At 61.7% G+C, this 17,310-nt stretch carries 10 protein-coding genes and 1 pseudogene; 7 read left to right on the forward strand and 4 right to left on the reverse strand.

The annotated features are described in order from the left end of the window. The first annotated feature begins 16 nt into the window (after positions 1–16). The 3 genes from QZM15_RS28835 to QZM15_RS28845 all read left to right on the forward strand — a co-directional run bounded on the left by QZM15_RS28835 (position 17) and on the right by QZM15_RS28845 (position 3,463). The gene (locus tag QZM15_RS28835; protein ID WP_059579109.1) at positions 17–847 is read left to right on the forward strand and encodes a shikimate dehydrogenase; all 831 of its coding nucleotides are present in this window, start codon (positions 17–19) and stop codon (positions 845–847) included. Positions 848–1,019: 172 nt separating this feature from the next. After that, entirely contained in the window at positions 1,020–2,102 is a 1,083-nt protein-coding gene (locus QZM15_RS28840; protein WP_059578994.1) for a glycerol dehydrogenase, read from the forward strand. Positions 2,103–2,164: 62 nt separating this feature from the next. After that, positions 2,165–3,463, forward strand: coding sequence for an MFS transporter (locus QZM15_RS28845; RefSeq protein ID WP_059578991.1), 1,299 nt, complete (start codon positions 2,165–2,167; stop codon positions 3,461–3,463). Here the strand turns inward: QZM15_RS28845 and QZM15_RS28850 are convergent. From QZM15_RS28850 to xopAD, 3 genes are all read right to left on the reverse strand, one after another. Beyond that, on the reverse strand, positions 3,365–4,747 hold the full coding sequence (locus QZM15_RS28850) for a phenylacetate--CoA ligase family protein (protein WP_367034195.1): 1,383 nt from the start codon (positions 4,745–4,747) through the stop codon (positions 3,365–3,367). The genes QZM15_RS28845 and QZM15_RS28850 overlap by 99 nt on opposite strands. Before the next feature lie 13 nt (positions 4,748–4,760). Continuing rightward, positions 4,761–5,663 carry a thioesterase family protein gene (locus QZM15_RS28855; RefSeq protein ID WP_302107750.1) on the reverse strand — a complete coding sequence of 301 codons (903 nt, stop codon included), beginning with the start codon at positions 5,661–5,663 and terminating at the stop codon, positions 4,761–4,763. 65 nt (positions 5,664–5,728) lie between these two features. Further along, positions 5,729–12,610 carry a XopAD/skwp family type III secretion system effector gene (xopAD, locus tag QZM15_RS28860; protein ID WP_302107751.1) on the reverse strand — a complete coding sequence of 2,294 codons (6,882 nt, stop codon included), beginning with the start codon at positions 12,608–12,610 and terminating at the stop codon, positions 5,729–5,731. 280 nt (positions 12,611–12,890) lie between these two features. Here xopAD and QZM15_RS28865 point away from each other — a divergent pair, with 280 nt between their 5' ends. Continuing rightward, positions 12,891–13,133: a hypothetical protein gene (locus tag QZM15_RS28865; RefSeq protein WP_124864160.1), complete on the forward strand. Its 243-nt coding sequence runs from the start codon at positions 12,891–12,893 to the stop codon at positions 13,131–13,133. Between the two features lie 262 nt (positions 13,134–13,395). Here QZM15_RS28865 and QZM15_RS28870 read toward each other — a convergent pair. Continuing rightward, positions 13,396–13,632: pseudogene (locus QZM15_RS28870) on the reverse strand (IS5/IS1182 family transposase); the annotation flags it as partial. Positions 13,633–13,852: 220 nt separating this feature from the next. On the opposite strand from QZM15_RS28870, the gene rbsK reads away from it, so the two are divergent. Genes rbsK through QZM15_RS28885 form a run of 3 tightly spaced genes read left to right on the forward strand, consistent with a single transcriptional unit; the run spans position 13,853 to position 17,248 of the window. Beyond that, the gene (rbsK, locus tag QZM15_RS28875) at positions 13,853–14,779 is read left to right on the forward strand and encodes a ribokinase (RefSeq protein ID WP_302107752.1); all 927 of its coding nucleotides are present in this window, start codon (positions 13,853–13,855) and stop codon (positions 14,777–14,779) included. A 40-nt stretch (positions 14,780–14,819) separates the two neighbouring features. After that, complete coding sequence (fucP, locus tag QZM15_RS28880) at positions 14,820–16,193, forward strand: L-fucose:H+ symporter permease (RefSeq protein ID WP_302107753.1); 1,374 nt, start codon at positions 14,820–14,822, stop codon at positions 16,191–16,193. Between the two features lie 2 nt (positions 16,194–16,195). Continuing rightward, positions 16,196–17,248, forward strand: coding sequence for an aldose 1-epimerase family protein (locus QZM15_RS28885; protein WP_302107754.1), 1,053 nt, complete (start codon positions 16,196–16,198; stop codon positions 17,246–17,248). Positions 17,249–17,310: the final 62 nt, after the last annotated feature.

Below are 17,310 nucleotides of genomic sequence, written 5' to 3' on the forward strand. Positions count from 1 at the left end.
GAACACGGAGACGCGTATGCTCACCACCCCACCCTCCTCGCCGATCGTCAATGGCGAAACACAGCTCATCGTCCTGATGGCATGGCCTGCCACTCATGTCCGCACGCCGACGCTGTTCAATACGCTCTGCGCCAGCCGGAACGTCAACGCCATCATGGTCCCGTGGGCCGTGCGTCCCGAACATCTCGTGCAGGCATGCGACGGTTTGCGGCACATCGCCAATCTGGCCGGCATCGTCCTCACGATTCCGCACAAGCAGGCTGCGGCCGAACTGTGCAACGAGCTCGAGGGGGACGCATCGCTGCTGAGCGTCGTCAATGTGCTGCGCCGCAACGCTGATGGCAGCTACACGGGACGCATGTACGACGGCTCCGGATTCGTCACCGGCATGCGGCGGGAGGGTATTGCGCTTGCGGGCAAGCGCGTGCTTCTACTGGGTGCCGGCGGGGCGGCAACCGCCCTTGCGCTGGCATTGGCGCGCGAAGGGATTGCGCGGTTGACCATTGCGAACCGGAATCGGGAAAAGGCGAACGATCTGGCCGCACTCGTCGGAAAGGCGGTGCCGGACTGCGCGGTAACCGCAGACAGCGGCGAACCCGACCGCCACGACATCGTGATCAACGCGACGTCACTCGGGCTCAAGCCTGACGACGCCCTGCCGTGCGACACCTCGCGGCTCACGGCGGGCATGGTCGTCGCGGAGGTCGTCATGCAACCTGCCGTCACGCGGTTTCTGATGGAAGCCGAAGCGCGGGGCGCTCGCATTCACCGCGGCGAGCACATGGTTACATCGCAACTTGACCAGTTTGTCCAATTCTTGCTTCCGGCCGCAGGCCGCACGGATTGATGCATCCATGCTGCCGGGCGTGTTGGCAAATACGCCATCCAAGCCGTGCTTCATGGGGCCGAGCCGCCCGGCCATTCTGGAATGCGTATTACATCGGTGGTCATCGGCGCGTCAGTTTGATTGCATCCGGTTTAGACCCCGCATCGATCCATCTTCTCTGTTACTCGAAATCATGACTGCACTCATTTTTGGATCTCCAGGGCGATACATTCAGGGAGATGGCGTCCTCGACGAGATCGGTCAATACATCCGCGATTGCTCGGAGCGTGCATTGGTTCTTTGCGACATTTTCGTGAAAAGGCAGTTCGGCGCGCGCATCGCGGCATCATGTGACGCACACGGAATCGACGTCCTCTGGCTGGCGTTCGACGGTGAACTCACGGATCGCAAAGTGCGCGAACTGGAGCGTGCCACGCAATCGTTCGACTATGGCGTCGTGGTCGCAATCGGTGGTGGCAAGACGCTGGACGCCGGAAAGGCCCTCGTCGACACTGCTGGTTGCGCTTTGATCACGGTGCCTACCGTGGCATCGAACGACTCGCCGACTTCCAAGAACTATGTGCTTTACGACGACAACCATCAACTCGCATCGGTCAGGCACCTGCCGCGCAGCGCCGCGTACGTGCTGGTCGATACCGCGGTGATCGCGAAGGCGCCGACACATTTTCTGCTGGCCGGAATTGGCGATGCGATCAGCAAATACTTCGAGGCAGAGCAGTGCTTGCGCAGTGGCGGAAAAAACATGTTCGGCGCCAGGTCGTCGTACTCCGCGTACATTCTCGCGCGTGAATGCTTCTCGCTGATCCGCTCCGACGCCGAAACGGTGCTGGACGAACTCGCGCACGGCCGCACCGGCCATGGGTTCGACCGACTCGTCGAAGCGGTCATTCTGATGAGTGGCCTGGGCTTCGAGAGCGCGGGGCTCTCGATCGCACATTCAATGACGCGCGGCCTCTCCCGAATCGAAACGGCGGCCGCAGCGCCACACGGGTTGCAGGTCGCATATGCGCTGCTCGTACAGCTACAGCTCGAAGGTCGAGCACCGGACTTCATGCGCGATCTGACCGGCTTGTATGAACGCATCGGCCTGCCTGTCCGGCTGAGCGACCTGGGCCCCGGGGCCGTTACGCGGGACCACTACGAGACCGTCGCCAGATTCACGTTACAGGCGCCTCATTCGGCGAATTTCGAGCGTCCGCTCCGCGTCGAGGACCTCGTCGCGGCGATGGATGCAATCGACCACGCAACCGCCTGAGCCTCGGCATTGCGCGAATCGGGCGCGCATCCAACCCCGCATCAAAAACAACTGGAGACGTCATGACTTACCTTTCCCATCTTTCTACGTCGCGACCCGCGGCGTTACGATCGTCCTCTCATCGGCGATCGCTGATCGCATCTAGTCTAGGCAATTTGCTTGAATGGTTCGACTGGACGATCTATACGGTGGCATCCGTCTATATCGCCGGCGCGCTGTTCGACAACACGGACAAGACATCGTCGCTGCTCGGTACACTGGCCGTGTTCGCCGCGGGCTTCTTCGCTCGCCCGTTGGGCGGCATGGTGTTCGGCGCGATAGCGAACCGGGTCGGGCGCCGTTCGGTACTCTTGAGCACGATGCTGCTCATGGCGTTTGCCAGCCTCCTGATCGCCATCATCCCGTCATACGACGCGATCGGCAGCTGGGCTTCGGCTGCCTTGTTGCTCGCGCGACTCGTGCAGGGCGCGGCACACGGCGGCGAGACGACGGCGTCCTATGCGTATGTTGCCGAGATCGCCCCCGCGTCCCAGCGAGGCTTGTGGTCGAGTGCCGTATTCATTTCGGTCGGCGCCGGCTCGTTGATTGCCACGTTTTTTCTCGCGTCGTTGACGGCGTTCCTTTCACCGGATGCCATGCAGGCGTGGGGATGGCGAGTGCCGTTCGCGACGGGCGGCTTCCTCGCGATATTCGCGCTCTGGCTGCGCCGCAACATGGTGGAAAGCATCGACATCGATACATCGGCCAACACACGTCATGCGCCGTGGCCCCGGGCCAAGGTCATCCGCGAAGGCCTCAAGCTGTTCGTGTACGAAGCCGGATCGACGCTGACCTACTATACGTGGGTAACGTCCGCCGCCATCTATGCAATCACGGTCAAGCACATGGATCCGCACCGTGCGTTCACCATGAGCTGCATCGCGCAGGTGATCTATCTGATCGTGCTTCCGCTCATTGGGCGCCTTTCCGATTACACCGGGCGCAAGGTGACCACGCTCATTTCGTTGCTCGGCATCTCGATCACCATCTTTCCGCTATGGAGCCTGATTTCCAGCGAGCCATGGACTTTGCTGGCCACGCAATCAATCGGGCTCGTTCTCGTTGCGTTCATTACCGGCAGCAAGCCTGCCGCCATTTCGGAACAAGTACCGACGCGTTACCGCACTCGTCTGTTCGGCTTCTTCATTTCGCTCGCGGTGGCGCTCTTCGGTGGCACGGCATCCTATCTGAACGCGTGGCTGTATTCGATTCAAAAGGGACAGCTATTCAACGTCTATCTGATCGTGGTGGCAATCATCGCGAGTTGTGCCGTCGTGACCTGGAAGAACAACACCGGGGTAAAGCTCGACGATATCGAATGATGCCGCCGAGTGCCGGCCGATTGAGCCGAGGCGGAGCCATGCCGGGGCCCCGCCTCGGCCGCGTGCGGTCGCTCCGAGCTTACCCGTGAGCCCCTGCGCGGCTTCGACCGTCATCGTGATCCGGTCGTACGGTCCGTCCCCCTTCAGCACGATCCGGAAGATTCCCGACGCCCATTGCGGCAACGATTCGACGGCCACGCGAACCGCGCTCGGGAACACGTTGATGCCGCGCACGTTGAACATGTCGTCGGTGCGGCCGGTGACGCGGAATCGCCATGCCGTGCGGCCGTCCGGCCCGCGATCGACGCCGGTCACGGTGACGACGTCTCGCGTGCGGTAGCGAACGAGCGGCTGGCACTCCTTCTGCAAGTGCGTGCAGACGAGTTCGCCGACGGTCCCCGTCTCGATCGGCAAGCGTTGCAGCGTGGCGGGATCGACGATTTCGGCAAAGACCACGTCGCTCGCGTGATACAGCAAGTCGTTGGTCCAGTCGGTTTGCCCGCCGAGAATGCTCAGCACTTCCGACAAACCGAAGTTGGCGTTACGGATCCGGAAGCCCCACTTCTCTTCCATCGCGCTGCGCAGATCCAGATTGTCGAGCCCGGCCTCGCCGCCGAACAGGTCCAGCGTCAGCTTCAGGTCGCGAGGACGAAGGTCGGTCGATTCGCGCAGGATCTGTTCGATGAGCCCCGGATACGAAGGCGTGCACGAAATCGCGTTGATGCCGAGATTGACGATCGAATCGATCAGCAGACGCGTATTGCCCACGCCGAACGGTACGACCGTCGCGCCGGTCGCCTCCAGAATCGTGTGATCGGTAAAGCCGCCGGTCCACATGCAGTAGTTCAGGCAGTGCACCACGCGATCCGTCGGCCGCAATCCAGCGGCCCACATCGACCGCGCGCCGCCCCGTGCGACCCGGTACGCATCGGCCGCGCTGTTCGCAAGAATCAGCGGGCGTCCGGTCGTCCCGGAGGTGCGATGCAGCCGGGACACGCCCGCCTCGCCGCACGCCACGTAATCGCCGAATGGAGAGGCCGCCTCCTGGCTGATCCGGAGTTCGTCCTTCTCGGTAAAAGGCAGCTCCTGTAGCGCATCCAGCGTCACTTCTCGGTCGATCCAGCGCGACAGCTTCCCGCGATAGAACGTCGACATCGAACGGATGTAGTCCCACTGCGACGGCCATAGCGCGTCTTGATGCCGGTGCACCTGCCCGGGAGGCAGGGTTTCGAATGCTTCGTCGAAAAGCGCGTTGCCTGCGTTGACTGACGACTCCACTTTCATGTTCCCGTTTCCTTTAGCATGACGAACCCATATCGCCGACACGGCCGCGACGGCTTGCGCACTGAAACGCGAGTGCGGAACGCTCCACGATCGAGCGCGCGTGACTCGCGCTCGCCACCGAACTGGCCGCATCGGTCGCCACGACATCGAACCAGTACCGTTCGCCATCGAACGCCCGGAACGTCGCGGTGACGACAACCGGGACATCCAATGGCGTCGACGCCAGATGCGTGACATGCGTCATGCGGCCGATCGACCATTCGTCGCGCCGCATTCGCTGGCACATCGCGTCGACGCAAGCGGCTTCCATGAGGCCCATCAATGCGGACATCGACAGCACGTCGGGACCGCATGCCGCTGCGTCGCTGGAGCGACGCTCGCCCGGCTCGGGTATCCCGATCACTTTCGGGATCGACGTACGTACCGCTGGCATCGGGCGCCTCCTCAGGTTCGTTACGCTCCAGTACTGCAAAGCCCGTGCCAATATCGAATCGACCGGGAAGCGTTGTCTGGTGGGCGGGTGCGGTCGACGCGACCATCCGCCGTATTCGATCTGAACGGAAAGAATCTTTACGATCGGAAGGAAAATCGACAGTGACCGACGAGCAGGCCAGACGCGATCCGGCCAGAAAACGCGGCCTTCAGAAGGCAGGGCTGCGCCAGTGCCGCGCGCGGGTTCGATGTGGTCTGCGCGAGCCGACGTTGCAGCGCGTGCTGCTGGTCGAAACGACAGCAAAGGCTTGCTCGCTCGCCTCAAGCTCGTGCGCGGCTTCGACCAACGCCATCTCGGTATCACGCGGCAACGCGCGGCGGCATCCCGCAGGACCATCTGATACGCTGCCGCGAGTATCTTGTTCGGTAGGTCGTCGAGCACATAATGCGCGTCCGTCGCGCCGTTTTCAGCGCATGGAATCAAGCCAATCGGCCTGAATTTGAACCAACCGGCCTTCTCGAAAGCCGGGTTGGTTCATACGACGTCAATTAGTAGCGCCGGAAAGATTGGATTGTCTCAATACCAGCCGGTATCTCGACGCTCGCAGTCTGCGAACGCATTAAATTCGACAAGCGATGGCGCTCCGTGTCGAAGACATCGATATCATTGCCGTCCGCCCGATCGCTGCCAGCCTCGATCGTGCTGCTAAGCGACCTCAATTTTTCGTAACGCTTGTGGTTCTTCTGCTTTGCGTAAAAGCTTTTCCCGGTATGGAGTTGAACCTCGAAATCCTTGCCGTCAGCGGTCCGCAGCCCGACGTTAATTCCGCGATATGTACCGTCATCTTCCACGAAAGCATTGCGAACCCGCATCACCTCAAAGCCGTTCTTAGGGAAGTCCTCGAGTAGTCGCTTTGCGGACGCAGTAAACGACTCGGGTTTCAGTTTCACCGTATAGCGAAGCGCGTCGCGCACGTGCTGGGCCGCTTCGTCCAAAGTCAGGCCCCGCTCGCGTCTAATCACGTCGATTTTGCGCGCGATGGATGCCTCCTTCTTCAGCAATGACGCACGCCATTTTTCCCCCTCGGCCCATTCGCCGCCGACGCCTTTTATCAATTTCTCGACAGTCGGTGTGCACACCTTCTCCAGTTGCAAGGCCGAGCTCGCCAACGCCACAGCTCTCTGATTCGCCGGCCCCCACGCAACCATTCCACTCAAACGCGGCGCCTTCGGCTTGATATCCTTTGGACGGGCCACCTCTCGAGTCCAGTCATCGATCTCGAGCCATCCTTCCGGCTTTGGCATCGCCTTCGTCTTCTCAAGGGTACCCGCGAGCAACTTCGCTCGGTCCTCGTGCCGGCCTTCCAGCTCAAGCGCATGTGATAACTTGTACTGGTCGTGGTTGGCCTCCTTGAGCTGAAAGCTTTCAGCGGTATGGAATTGAATCTCGACGAGTCGGCGTTCTTCATTACCTTGATCGTTTGGCACGTTCAGTTCGCAGGTGACCGACACTGCGTTGAATGCCTCCGACGGCTTTCTGAAATGGTTGACCACCTTCACGCGCTCCATTCCGCTCTTCGCCAGCTCAGCGATCGCCAGGTCATACGATTTGGCAAACGTAGCCGAATCCAGCACCACGGAATATCGCACGGCGTCGTTCACGCCGGCACTCGCGTCAGCGAGCGATAGCTTGCGCACTCCGATGAAGCGCCTCAACTTCTCCTGCAGCGAACCTACGGATTTGAGCCGATGGTCCATATTCTTCAAACTGCCGCCCTCGATCTTGCCCACGACATTGGTCACTAAAGGCGTCGCGACTTTCTCGACATGCGCGGCGGTCGCTCGGATGCGCTTTGCTTCCGCCTCGATCTCCGCCTGTGACGCAGTTTGCGCGATGCGCTCACGCGGAGTGAGCGATCGCGCCAACAGACCGAAGCGCTGCTGCTGCTCGATCGAGGTTTCCATGACGGCTGCAGCCATGGAAGGCATCTTACGCAATTGTTCCAACGCGCTATCGGCATCGAAGCGGTCATCTCGCAACAGGCGCGCTGTCTCTTTTCCGTAGGGAACCGTCCTGACACGTTCGTCGTATTGCTTCTCGACACGTTCGAACAACGCCATGACCGACATGAAGGTCTCCGTCCCGGTGTTCGATTTGAGCGCATCAGTACCCACTTTGACTGCCAGCGTCAGCAGATTGCGCGCCGTAAGTTCGACTTCTCCTTTCACATAGCCAGGTTGCCCTTGCGGGAATTTCGATGCCGGCAGGCGACACACGGGATAGTGATCGAGGATTGCGGCGATTCGATCGACGGGCGCTTGGGCCTTGCCGTAGCTCTCCGCCAATTCCGGAAACCGCTTTTGAAGTTCAGCACCGGTCGAAACGGCTGGCGTTGCCTTCTCACCGTCCAGCGTCCGCCGCCAATCGGCGATGGCCCCGTGCAATAGTTCAGCGACCTCCTTGGCGACAGGATGATGAGCCGCCTCGACGGCCTGCTGCGCCGCCTCGAACTGCTCGTCGAGCATCGCGCGATTCGGGCTGCTGTCCGAAATCAGATCCTGCAACGTATTGCGAAGATCGCGATCGACACCGTCATAGGTACCGAACATCCAGTCCTCCGCCATTTTGTGACGCAATGCCTCAGGTTGCGCCATAAAGCGGACGGCCGCCATGCTGGCCTTGCCTACGAGCGCATCTCCCTGTTGGGCGTCGATGATGTTTCGCGCACGCCCCGCGTGGTAGTGACGATCCGAATCAAAGGCCGTCTGTGCCGTCTTCGGCGGCTTAAACGAGCGATGTACGCCCTTGCGACTTGCGCGATCCGTTACAACTTTCGCGATGTGTTCGGTGAGTTTGGGATAACCGGCAAATACATATGCGTCATCTCCATCGGTGTCCATGTCCCGCTTGCGCAACTCTCTGATCGGCACCGCGCCTAGTTCGCCAGGCAACAGCAGATCCTTCACACGAAGGCTGCCCGTTGTCGTCATCGACGTGGGCGATTGCGCGCGGTTTCGAGATTCCGTCCAAGTAGACAGCGTCTTCATGTCTTCCGTGGAACATGCTAGATCAAGGTGCTGGTACGCCTCTGGCCAGGATCCTTTCGGCGGAATAATCAGCATCCCTTTGCTATGGAGAATGTCTGCATCCGACTGCTTGGCGTCATCGAAGCCCGCATAACTATATTGGATCGCAAAGCAGTCGTTACTCAGGAACTTCGCCGTGACATCGCCAGACCCTATCGTCTTCACACGGTCTTCCTCAATAGGCAACAAGTTTTCCTTGTCGTACGGCGGCTTCCCCAGCAGGACGGCACCGCCCTTTTTGTCGAACGTCTCGCCCTTTTGCCTGGGTAGGTGGAGGTTGTCGTCGGCAGACGGCACCGCCCGGATCTTGCGCCCTTCGTAGCCGCCGTTGACGAGCAATCGATACTGCTCGAGCTTTGTGACGTTGTCCGGATCCAGAGGACCAGGCCGGCGCGCGTCGAGCCCCGGTGCCTTGCCGACAACCGTCGTTGCCTTGACCAGTTCATTCAGCTTTTCCTCGATAAGATCGCTCGCCTCCTTGACCGCTGCTTCGTCGCGAGGGAAGTGCTGTAGCGCCTGGGGAGCCATGTAACTGGGCTCTTGCTTGAACGACTCGATTAGCTTGCGCTGTGCTTGGTCGGCGTGGCCATCTCGACAAGCGGTCCACGCATTGATGAGCTCAGCCACGACCGGAATCTGCATGGCGGCCTCGTAGCGCAAGAACCCGCAACCGTCGTTCGGACATAGCTTTATTTCCTTGCCGGAGGCGGGATCCACCGGCTTGAACGGATGTTCCGGTCCGGGCACGTCCGGGAACCAGCCAATCCTCACCGTCCCTTCCACGGCGTGGTCGGCGGGCACGATCTCGAGTAGAGAGCGCTGAATTCGCGACCAATCCTCTCGCTGCGGCCCCAGCTTTGAGACCAGCTTCATAAATGGGCTCGTCGGCGCGCTGTCCGAGTACCGAATCGCCGGAAGCCGGCCGTATCCACGCTTTGAACCCGCCAGGATGGCTTGCGGACGCATACTCGGCACCTTCAAATGGCTGCCGCCGAACATATCGAAGCGCCACTGCTCGCCGTTGTGGTTGATCGTGCGCGCCAGCATGAAGGGGCTCAAGGGACCAGGTAGCTTGACTTCTGTCACAGGCTGGCCCGTCAAGCGTGAATAGAAGGAATACTGGGGTCCACCTTCGGACTCTTCGCTCCGCAACGTCTTGCCGGTCATATCAATGAGCGTGTAGTGCGGCGATCCTTCTCCTGGCCGAACCGGACGCAGCGTGCCTGGCTTCGTCTTCATGCTCGCCTGCAGCTTATCGAGGTCGAGCGGAATGGGTTTGCTCTTTGCCGTCAACAAAGCTTCATCTCTGCGCATACGAACATCCAGCGCATTGAGAATGTCGTCGCCGACTTCGATCTGCGCAATGAGATTCCAACTCATCTCCTGCAGATCGGTGGTGACCGTGTCGCGCGTGCGCTCGAGCAGGCTTTCGACCCAACCTTTTAGCTCCGCACGCTGCTGTGCCACCTCGGTACGTGGCGCGTCTACCCAGCGCGTTTTCCACAAGCTTTGCGTGATCGCAAACGACTTCAGGATGTGCACGAAAGTCAGGGCGGGGCGACGCGTATCGAACTGTTCTGCCGGCTCGCCAGTAGCAGACTGATCCTCTCGACTATTTCCGGGTGTGGAATCTGCCTGATCCAACAACAATTGAATCTTACGATCCGCAATCGGCTTTAGCCGATCCATCAGCTTTAGTGCGGCTTTGCGATGACGCACGAGTTCCGGGCTTCGCTGTACCGGCACGAGGCCCATGCACAGTGTTCCCAGCGACTCCAGGTTTTCGCCGCGCAGGGCGTCCGTGTCGATCAACGCATGGACGCGTCCAAGGGCAGTCGGGACGAGCGGCTTCATCGCCTTCTGCATGTTGGCCGAACCTAGCGCCTTGAAGATAACGCCGATATGTTTGGCGGAAGCTGTTCCGAGCAGCTCGCTCTTGTGCGTGTCGAGATGGGCCGCAAGCATGTGCAGACATGTCTGCGAAAGAGCTTGTAGATCGTCGGCACTATCGTCCGCCGAATGGAGGCGTGACATCGCATTCGCGAGTTGCGCGAGCGACACCATGTTGAACTCGCTCCATTGCCGCTTGCCCTCGGATAGCGTTTCGGCGATGGCCTGCAAAGCGGTGGTGCATGCCGGCTCACGAGGCCAGCGACTCAACGCGTTGGCGATCGTGGCAAGCGAACGCGCTTCAAATTTCTCCGGATAGGCAAATTCAGCACGGCGCTCGATGAGCGCCTCGGCAAGCGCCCGTCCACCTGCAACACACTGCTCATCGTCAGGCCATTTACTCAGTGCGACGAGCGTGTTCGACAGTCCCTGATCGTTGAACGTCGCGCAAAGACCGTCGTCCTCATGGATCCGCTGACCAAGCGCACCGGCGACCTTTAGGGCGGCCGGCTCGGCGGTCCAATGGGACAAGGCGTTAAGCGTGTTGCTGACGTCCTCGCTGTTCATCGCGTTGAGCTTGGACCTGTCTTGATCAAGTTGCCTTGCCAACTCCCGAGCAGCTTCTGCACTACCTGGAAGATCCGGCATCTTGCTGAGCGCGTTCAGCGTCCCACTCATTTGATGAGCAGAAAAGCCTTTGCGTAACTCTGCATCGCCGACGAGGCGTGCGGTTAATGCGGCAGCAAGTTCTGTACAGGAGTCGTACTGCGGGAATTTGCACAGCGCGACGAGCATGCCTGAAATTTCCTGTGCACCGGCAGTAGCGATTGCCTCCTCGTCACTGCGCAAGCGTTGGGCGATCTCGCGGGCCCCGTCGGGGAATTCCAGGACATGTGCAAGCCGCGCCATTGCAGATAGCGCATTGAGGGAATCCAACGGGTGCTTCACCAGGTCGCCTTCTGCACGCAAGCGACGAATCAGAGTAAGTGCCGCATCGCGGCACTGGTCGTCTTCCGGCCAATAACTGAGCGCATTCGCTGTCAAACTGACGTGGCCCCCAGTGAGGCGACGGGCTAACGGACCTTGATCGTTTTCACTCGGCACGAGAACGCCCGCCAGTGCGCGAGCCGCCTGCATACATCCGGGGTGCTTCGCCCACGTCCGCAATGCATTGAGCGTTTGAACCGCCTCCTGCTGGTTGAAAGAGCGTACGACGCTCGGATCGGTCGCGATGCGCGGAATGAGCGTGAGCGCGGCTTCCTTGCAATAGGGCAAATCCGGCCATTTCGACAGCGCGCCTAATACGTTGCTGATCTCCTGTTCATTGAAGCCGACCTGAAGGTCGCGTTCAGAAACGATACGCTCGGCAAGCGTGCTCGCGACCGCCTTGCAGACAGCCTGCTCCGGCCATTTCGATAGGGCGGTCAACGCATTCGCAAGGGACTGCTCTTGCAGCTTTTCCCGCAATGCCGGCTCGTTTTTGAGGCGATCAGTAAGCGCTTGCGCGACTTCGATACAGGGGCGCGCCGAAGGCCATTTGCTGACGATATTAAGTACGCTGGCGACTTCCTGTGCGCTCAGCTGACTGCGCAGCGCGGACTCGTTTTGCAGACGCTCGACAAGAAGCCGTAAGCCCGTTTGCGATGGGTCTTTGAGTCCGTCTCGCGCCAGCGACGCGAGGGCGTTGCTAACACCCTGCGGCGACAGATCGGCAAGGATCGTACTGCTGTTGTTCAAGCGTGCGGCGACATTTTCGGTTGCCGCCGCGCACAAAGGATCTCCCGGCCACTTGGCAAGCGCGCCGAGCACGTTGCTTACGCCTTGCGCGTCCAGCGTCGTCGCCAACGTCGGCGTGCTCGCGAGACGCTGAGCAAGATTCGCTGCCGCTTGCGCACATTGGGAGACATCAGCACTTTGCGAAAATGCATTGAGTGCCATACTGAGGCCCTGTCCTTCCAGTCTGGCGAGGCAGTCCCCGTCTTCCAGCAGAACATTTGCGACATGGGATAGCGCCGCATTACGCGGTTCGCTCGGGAGCTTCGAAAACGCGTTGAGCAGAAGTGCCGTCACCTTTAGATCCCTAAAGTCCGCGTCTCCCCCACGTCCCATCACCTCGCGAGCGATTTTCTCGATTGCACCCAGAGCTGCGGGAAGACGTTCGAACTTGCTCAGCCGGTTCGACAAGTGGGCCAGGTGATAGACGGACCCACCATTCAACCACTCCGCCTTGACCAAGTAGTGCGCCACATCCTCTATGCGCTGCTCGACCTGCGGGTCTTGCAGAGGCTCGTGCCGGCCGTCCCCCGAGCGCAGCGTGCATTTGTCGAGCGCGTCCACATACCGGCCAAGCAAAAACAGCGACACATCTGTCTTGCCCTCCGGATCCAGAAAGGCGAGCGCCCTCGGATGCCCCTTTTTCCCTGCAAGCACGTTGGCGGTCGCAAGGTCCAGCACGTCCGCGCGTGAATATCTGGCGGTATGTTGCAAATAGAGCTGTTGCCGCTTGCGCTGTTCGAGCAGGACCTTCGCATCGAGGCCACCAACAGGACGGTAGGCGATTGCCTCCCGAGATGGCCCTTTCCTCGCAAAGTCGTAATCAACCCTGCGAACTCCCCGCTGCGACCCGGCGAGGCGCTGAGGCCGCGCTGGCACCGGTTGGGTAGCATGTTCACCAAGCGTACCTGTTCCGGTCCCTGAGAATACAGAGGGCCTGCGGGGCGTACGGGAAAGGTTTATGAAATTGCCCGACTGCCGAATGGAGCCGGAACCTATGGACGCCGTGTTCTCGGATCGGGTATTTGCTCGCGACTGGAAATTCCCCGGCATCCCTGCTGGCCGAAACACGGCTCGCGGTTGCGAAGCAACTGAAGACGATGGCGACAAATTTTCCGGCGTTGTATCTGCTTCCCTCGAAATGCTGGGGGAGTTCGAAACCTTTGGTCTCATGGCATTGGCCTCCGTAGGCATCGCGGTCTAAAGACGCTACAGTAATGAGGTCGTGCGCATCGTCAGGTACTCGCGCGAAGAAATGTGCCACCAGGCGCAACGAAGCCGCCGCATCTTGTGCCATGCAGCACGTCTTCCGGAAAGCGAAAACCGGGTCGCGTGGCTCGCGCTGCGGGAGGCGGCTCGCAGTGCGTATGTTGTGGCGTCCAACTCGTCACTGTAATGCCGGCGCACTTCGCCGCTTGCCTATCCAGCGGATCTGTAATCCGCTCGGTTCCTGAGAGACGGTTTCATCAAGACGGCTCGACGCGCCGGAGGGTATTCCAGCAGATCAGGCAGCGACCGAGTTTGAGGAACGCGCCGTGAACGTCCGTACGTCGCTCGAAACGAATACGGAGGCGACGGAAGCGATGCAGCCAAGCATGCGTGCGTTCAACGACCCAGCGCTATTTGCCAGGGCCACAGCCATGTCCGGTACTGCGCATGGCGATCACCGGTTCGATACCCTGCTCGCACTGAGTGGATTTCCGGCCTAGGTCTTTTTGCACATTGCCTCCCTTCATCCAAGTGCGACCTTTTTCGTATGCCGACACCAGGATGGAGTTTTCACCCGCCTGCCCGTCGACCAAAAAGTGACCCCACTAACATCACAGGATTGCATTTTCACACTTCATGTTATTTTATTATCATATTTCGTGAACCGCCGACCACGCGCGCGGTCGCCCCCCTATACCAAGGAAGAGACAACAGATGGAGACAATCGCCGTCATCGGCAGCAACATGGTCGACCTCGTGACCTATGTCGCGCGCATGCCCGTTCGGGGCGAAACGCTCGAGGCGCCGAACTTCGAACTCGGCTGCGGCGGCAAGGGCGCGAACCAGGCCGTCGCGGCCGCGCGGCTCGGTGCGCGCGTCGTGATGGTCACGAAGGTCGGCGACGACGTGTTCGCCGACAACACGATCCGCAACTTCGAGCGCGAAGGCATCGACACCACGCACGTGCGCAAGGTCGCCGGCGTGTCGAGCGGCGTCGCACCGATCTTCGTCGAGCCCGATTCGAGCAACAGCATCCTGATCGTCAAGGGCGCGAACCGCCACCTGCGGCCCGCCGACATCGACGCGACCGCGCCGATGCTCGCCGAATGCGCGCTGATCGTGCTTCAGCTCGAAATCGAGCTCGACACCGTCTATTACGCAATCGAATTCGGCGCGCGGCACGGCATTCCGGTGTTGCTGAACCCCGCGCCCGCCGTGGCCGACCTCGATTTCGAACGCATCCGTTCCGTCGAATTCTTCGTGCCGAACGAAACCGAGCTCGCGATCGTGTCGGGCATGCCGGTCGATTCGCGCGAGCGTGCCACCCGTGCCGCCGAAGCGCTGGTCGCGCGCGGGCTCAAGCACGTGCTCGTCACGCTCGGCAGCAACGGCTCGCTGCTGGTGTCGCGCGACGGCGCGCGGCACGTGCCGGGTGTCCCGGTCGACGCGCGCGACACGACGGGCGCCGGCGACGCGTATATCGGCTGCTTCGCGCGCTGCTATGCCGCGTCGCGCGACGCGCTCGACGCGATGCGCCACGCGTCCGCGTACGCCGCGCATTCGGTCACGGGCCTCGGCACGCAGAAGTCGTACGCCGACGCCGCGACGTTCGAACGCTTCCTCCGCGACGCCGGCCTCTGACCGGCGCCTTCATCGACGAGACATTGGGAAGGAGACACCCATGAGCCGAGCCCGGATCGAACACGCCCCCGACGGCTATTACCTGAACCGCACGCCGCTTTTCGCGTTCACGCTGCTGTGCTGCCTGTTCGCGCTGTGGGGCACCGCCGCGAACCTGAACGACGTGCTGATCGCGCAGTTCAAGAAATCGTTCTTCCTGTCCGATTTCGAATCGGCGTTCGTGCAGTCCGCGTTCTATCTCGGCTACTTCTTCCTCGCGATTCCGGCCGCGACCGTCGTGAAGAAGTTCAGCTACAAGACGACGATCCTCGTCGGCCTGCTGCTCTACACGACCGGCTGCCTGCTGTTCTTCCCTGCCGCGTCGATGGCGAAGTACGGGATGTTCCTCGTCGCGCTGTTCGTGATCGCCGCGGGCCTGTCGTTTCTCGAAACGGCATCGAATTCGTATTCGACGCTGATGGGCCCGCGCGACACCAGCACGCGGCGCCTGAACATCTCGCAGACGTTCTATCCGTTCGGCGCGATGGCCGGCGTCTACATGGGCAGCTTCCTGATCTTCAAGGAAGGCGACGCGTCGCATGCGCAACTCGCGGCGATGTCGGCCGCCGACGCGCACAGGCACCAGCTCGCGATGATCCAGGCCACGCTCGAACCGTACAAGTGGCTGATCGTCGTGCTCGTCGCCGTGTTCATCGTGTTCGCGCTCACGCCGTACCCGGCGTGCAAGGGCAACGGCGCGGGCGCGCTCACGCACCGGATCGACGCGCGCGGCACGCTCGCGCGCCTGTTCGGCAACCGGCGCTTCGTCGCGGGCGTGGTCGCGCAATTCCTGTATGTGGGCGCGCAGGTCGGCGTGTGGAGCTTCACGATCCGGCTCGCGATGCAGATCGGCGGCCTCACCGAGCGCGGCGCATCGCGCTACCTGCTCGCGACGTTCTTCGCGTTCTTCGTCGGCAAGCTGGTCGCGACGCTCGTGATGAAACGCGTCGGCCCGGCCAAGGTGCTGATCGTCTACGGCATCCTGTGCATCGCGCTGCTCGCGTACACGATCGGCGTGCATGACATCACCGCCGTGTATGCGGCCGTGTGCGTGAGCGTGTTCCTCGGCCCGTGCTGGCCGACGATCTACGGCCTGACGATCGACGGCCTCGGCAAGGACACCGAATACGGCGGCTCGATCCTCGTGATGAGCATCGTCGGCGGCGCGGTCGTGCCGCTGATCCAGGGGCTGATCTCCGATCACACCGGCGGCAACATGCAGCTCGCGTTCGTCGTGCCGCTCGCATGCTTCGTCGTGATCGTCTACTACGGCTTCTACTGCCTGCGCCACCTGCCGGCCGCCACGCCCGACGCGGCGGCCGACGGCCATGCGCCCGCGCGCTACGCCGCGACGCGCAACACGTCGGGAGCGTGACCATGCGGGGCGAGATCGAACTGCGGCGCGACGACTTCCGCGAAGCGCCGCGCACGCTGTACCGCACCGACGGCCTCACCGTCACCGCGTTCGCGTATCCGTCCGGCGTCGAGGCGCTGAAGCTCGACAACCGCCGCGGGCACCTCGTCGTGCTGCCGTATCTCGGCCAGATGATCTGGGCCGCCGAATTCGACGGCCGCGACCTGACGATGAAGCACATGTTCCGGCAGCCGAAGCGCGCGGCGTCGATCATCGATACCTACGGCTGCTTCATGTTCCACAGCGGGCTGCTGCGCAACGGCTGCCCGGGGCCGGACGATACGCACGCGCTGCACGGCGAGATGCCGTGCGCGCCGATGGACCGCGCGAGCCTCGTCGTCGGCTCGGATGCGCACGGCGCGACGGTCGAAGTGACCGGCGAATACGAATACGTGCAGGGCTTCGGCAGTCACTACGTCGCGCGTCCGTCGGTGCGGCTGGCCGAGCACGATGCGCGGATGACGATCGCGATGGACGTGACGAACCTCGGCGGCACGCCGATGGACCTGATGTACATGGTCCACCTGAACTACGCGTACGTGCCGGGCGGGCGCTTCGTGCAAGCGTTGCGTCCGAGCGGGCTGCGGCTGCGCGACAGCGTGCCGGCCCACGTGAAGCCGACCGCCGCGTGGCGCGACTACACGGCCACGCTCGCGCGCGATCCGGCGCGGCTCGCGACGCTCGATGCGCCCGCGCTGTACGACCCCGAAATCGTGTTCTTCATGAACGACGTTGAAACGGACGCCGACGGCGTCGTGCATTTCCGGCTCGTGCATCCGGACGGCGGCGCGTTCCACACCTCATACCGCCCCGAACAATTTCCGCATGCGACGCGCTGGATCCTGCACAACGCGGACCAACAGGTCGCTGCGTTCGCGCTGCCGTCGACCTGCGAGCCGGAGGGTTACGAAGCCGAACGCCGCAAAGGCCACGTCGCGGCGCTGGCGGCGGGCGCATCGCGCCGCTTCGAAGTGCTGACGGGCTACCTCGGCCCGGCGGAAGCCCGCAATGCGTGATGCGATGAGAGGCGCGATGAGAAGCGCGATGAGAAGCGCGCTGCATGGCGCGCCGCACGCCC

This window comes from Burkholderia sp. AU44665 (genome assembly GCF_030504405.1).
Taxonomy (GTDB): domain Bacteria; phylum Pseudomonadota; class Gammaproteobacteria; order Burkholderiales; family Burkholderiaceae; genus Burkholderia; species Burkholderia semiarida.

What these genes read in the sequence shown, in the direction of transcription:
- QZM15_RS28835 (WP_059579109.1), top strand. Translation starts at nt 17, where the DNA reads ATGCTCACCACCCCACCCTCCTCGCCGATCGTCAATGGCGAAACACAG.
- QZM15_RS28840 (WP_059578994.1), top strand. Translation starts at nt 1,020, where the DNA reads ATGACTGCACTCATTTTTGGATCTCCAGGGCGATACATTCAGGGAGAT.
- QZM15_RS28845 (WP_059578991.1), top strand. Translation starts at nt 2,165, where the DNA reads ATGACTTACCTTTCCCATCTTTCTACGTCGCGACCCGCGGCGTTACGA.
- QZM15_RS28850 (WP_367034195.1), bottom strand. Translation starts at nt 4,747, where the DNA reads ATGAAAGTGGAGTCGTCAGTCAACGCAGGCAACGCGCTTTTCGACGAA.
- QZM15_RS28865 (WP_124864160.1), top strand. Translation starts at nt 12,891, where the DNA reads ATGAAATTGCCCGACTGCCGAATGGAGCCGGAACCTATGGACGCCGTG.
- rbsK (WP_302107752.1), top strand. Translation starts at nt 13,853, where the DNA reads ATGGAGACAATCGCCGTCATCGGCAGCAACATGGTCGACCTCGTGACC.
- fucP (WP_302107753.1), top strand. Translation starts at nt 14,820, where the DNA reads ATGAGCCGAGCCCGGATCGAACACGCCCCCGACGGCTATTACCTGAAC.
- QZM15_RS28885 (WP_302107754.1), top strand. Translation starts at nt 16,196, where the DNA reads ATGCGGGGCGAGATCGAACTGCGGCGCGACGACTTCCGCGAAGCGCCG.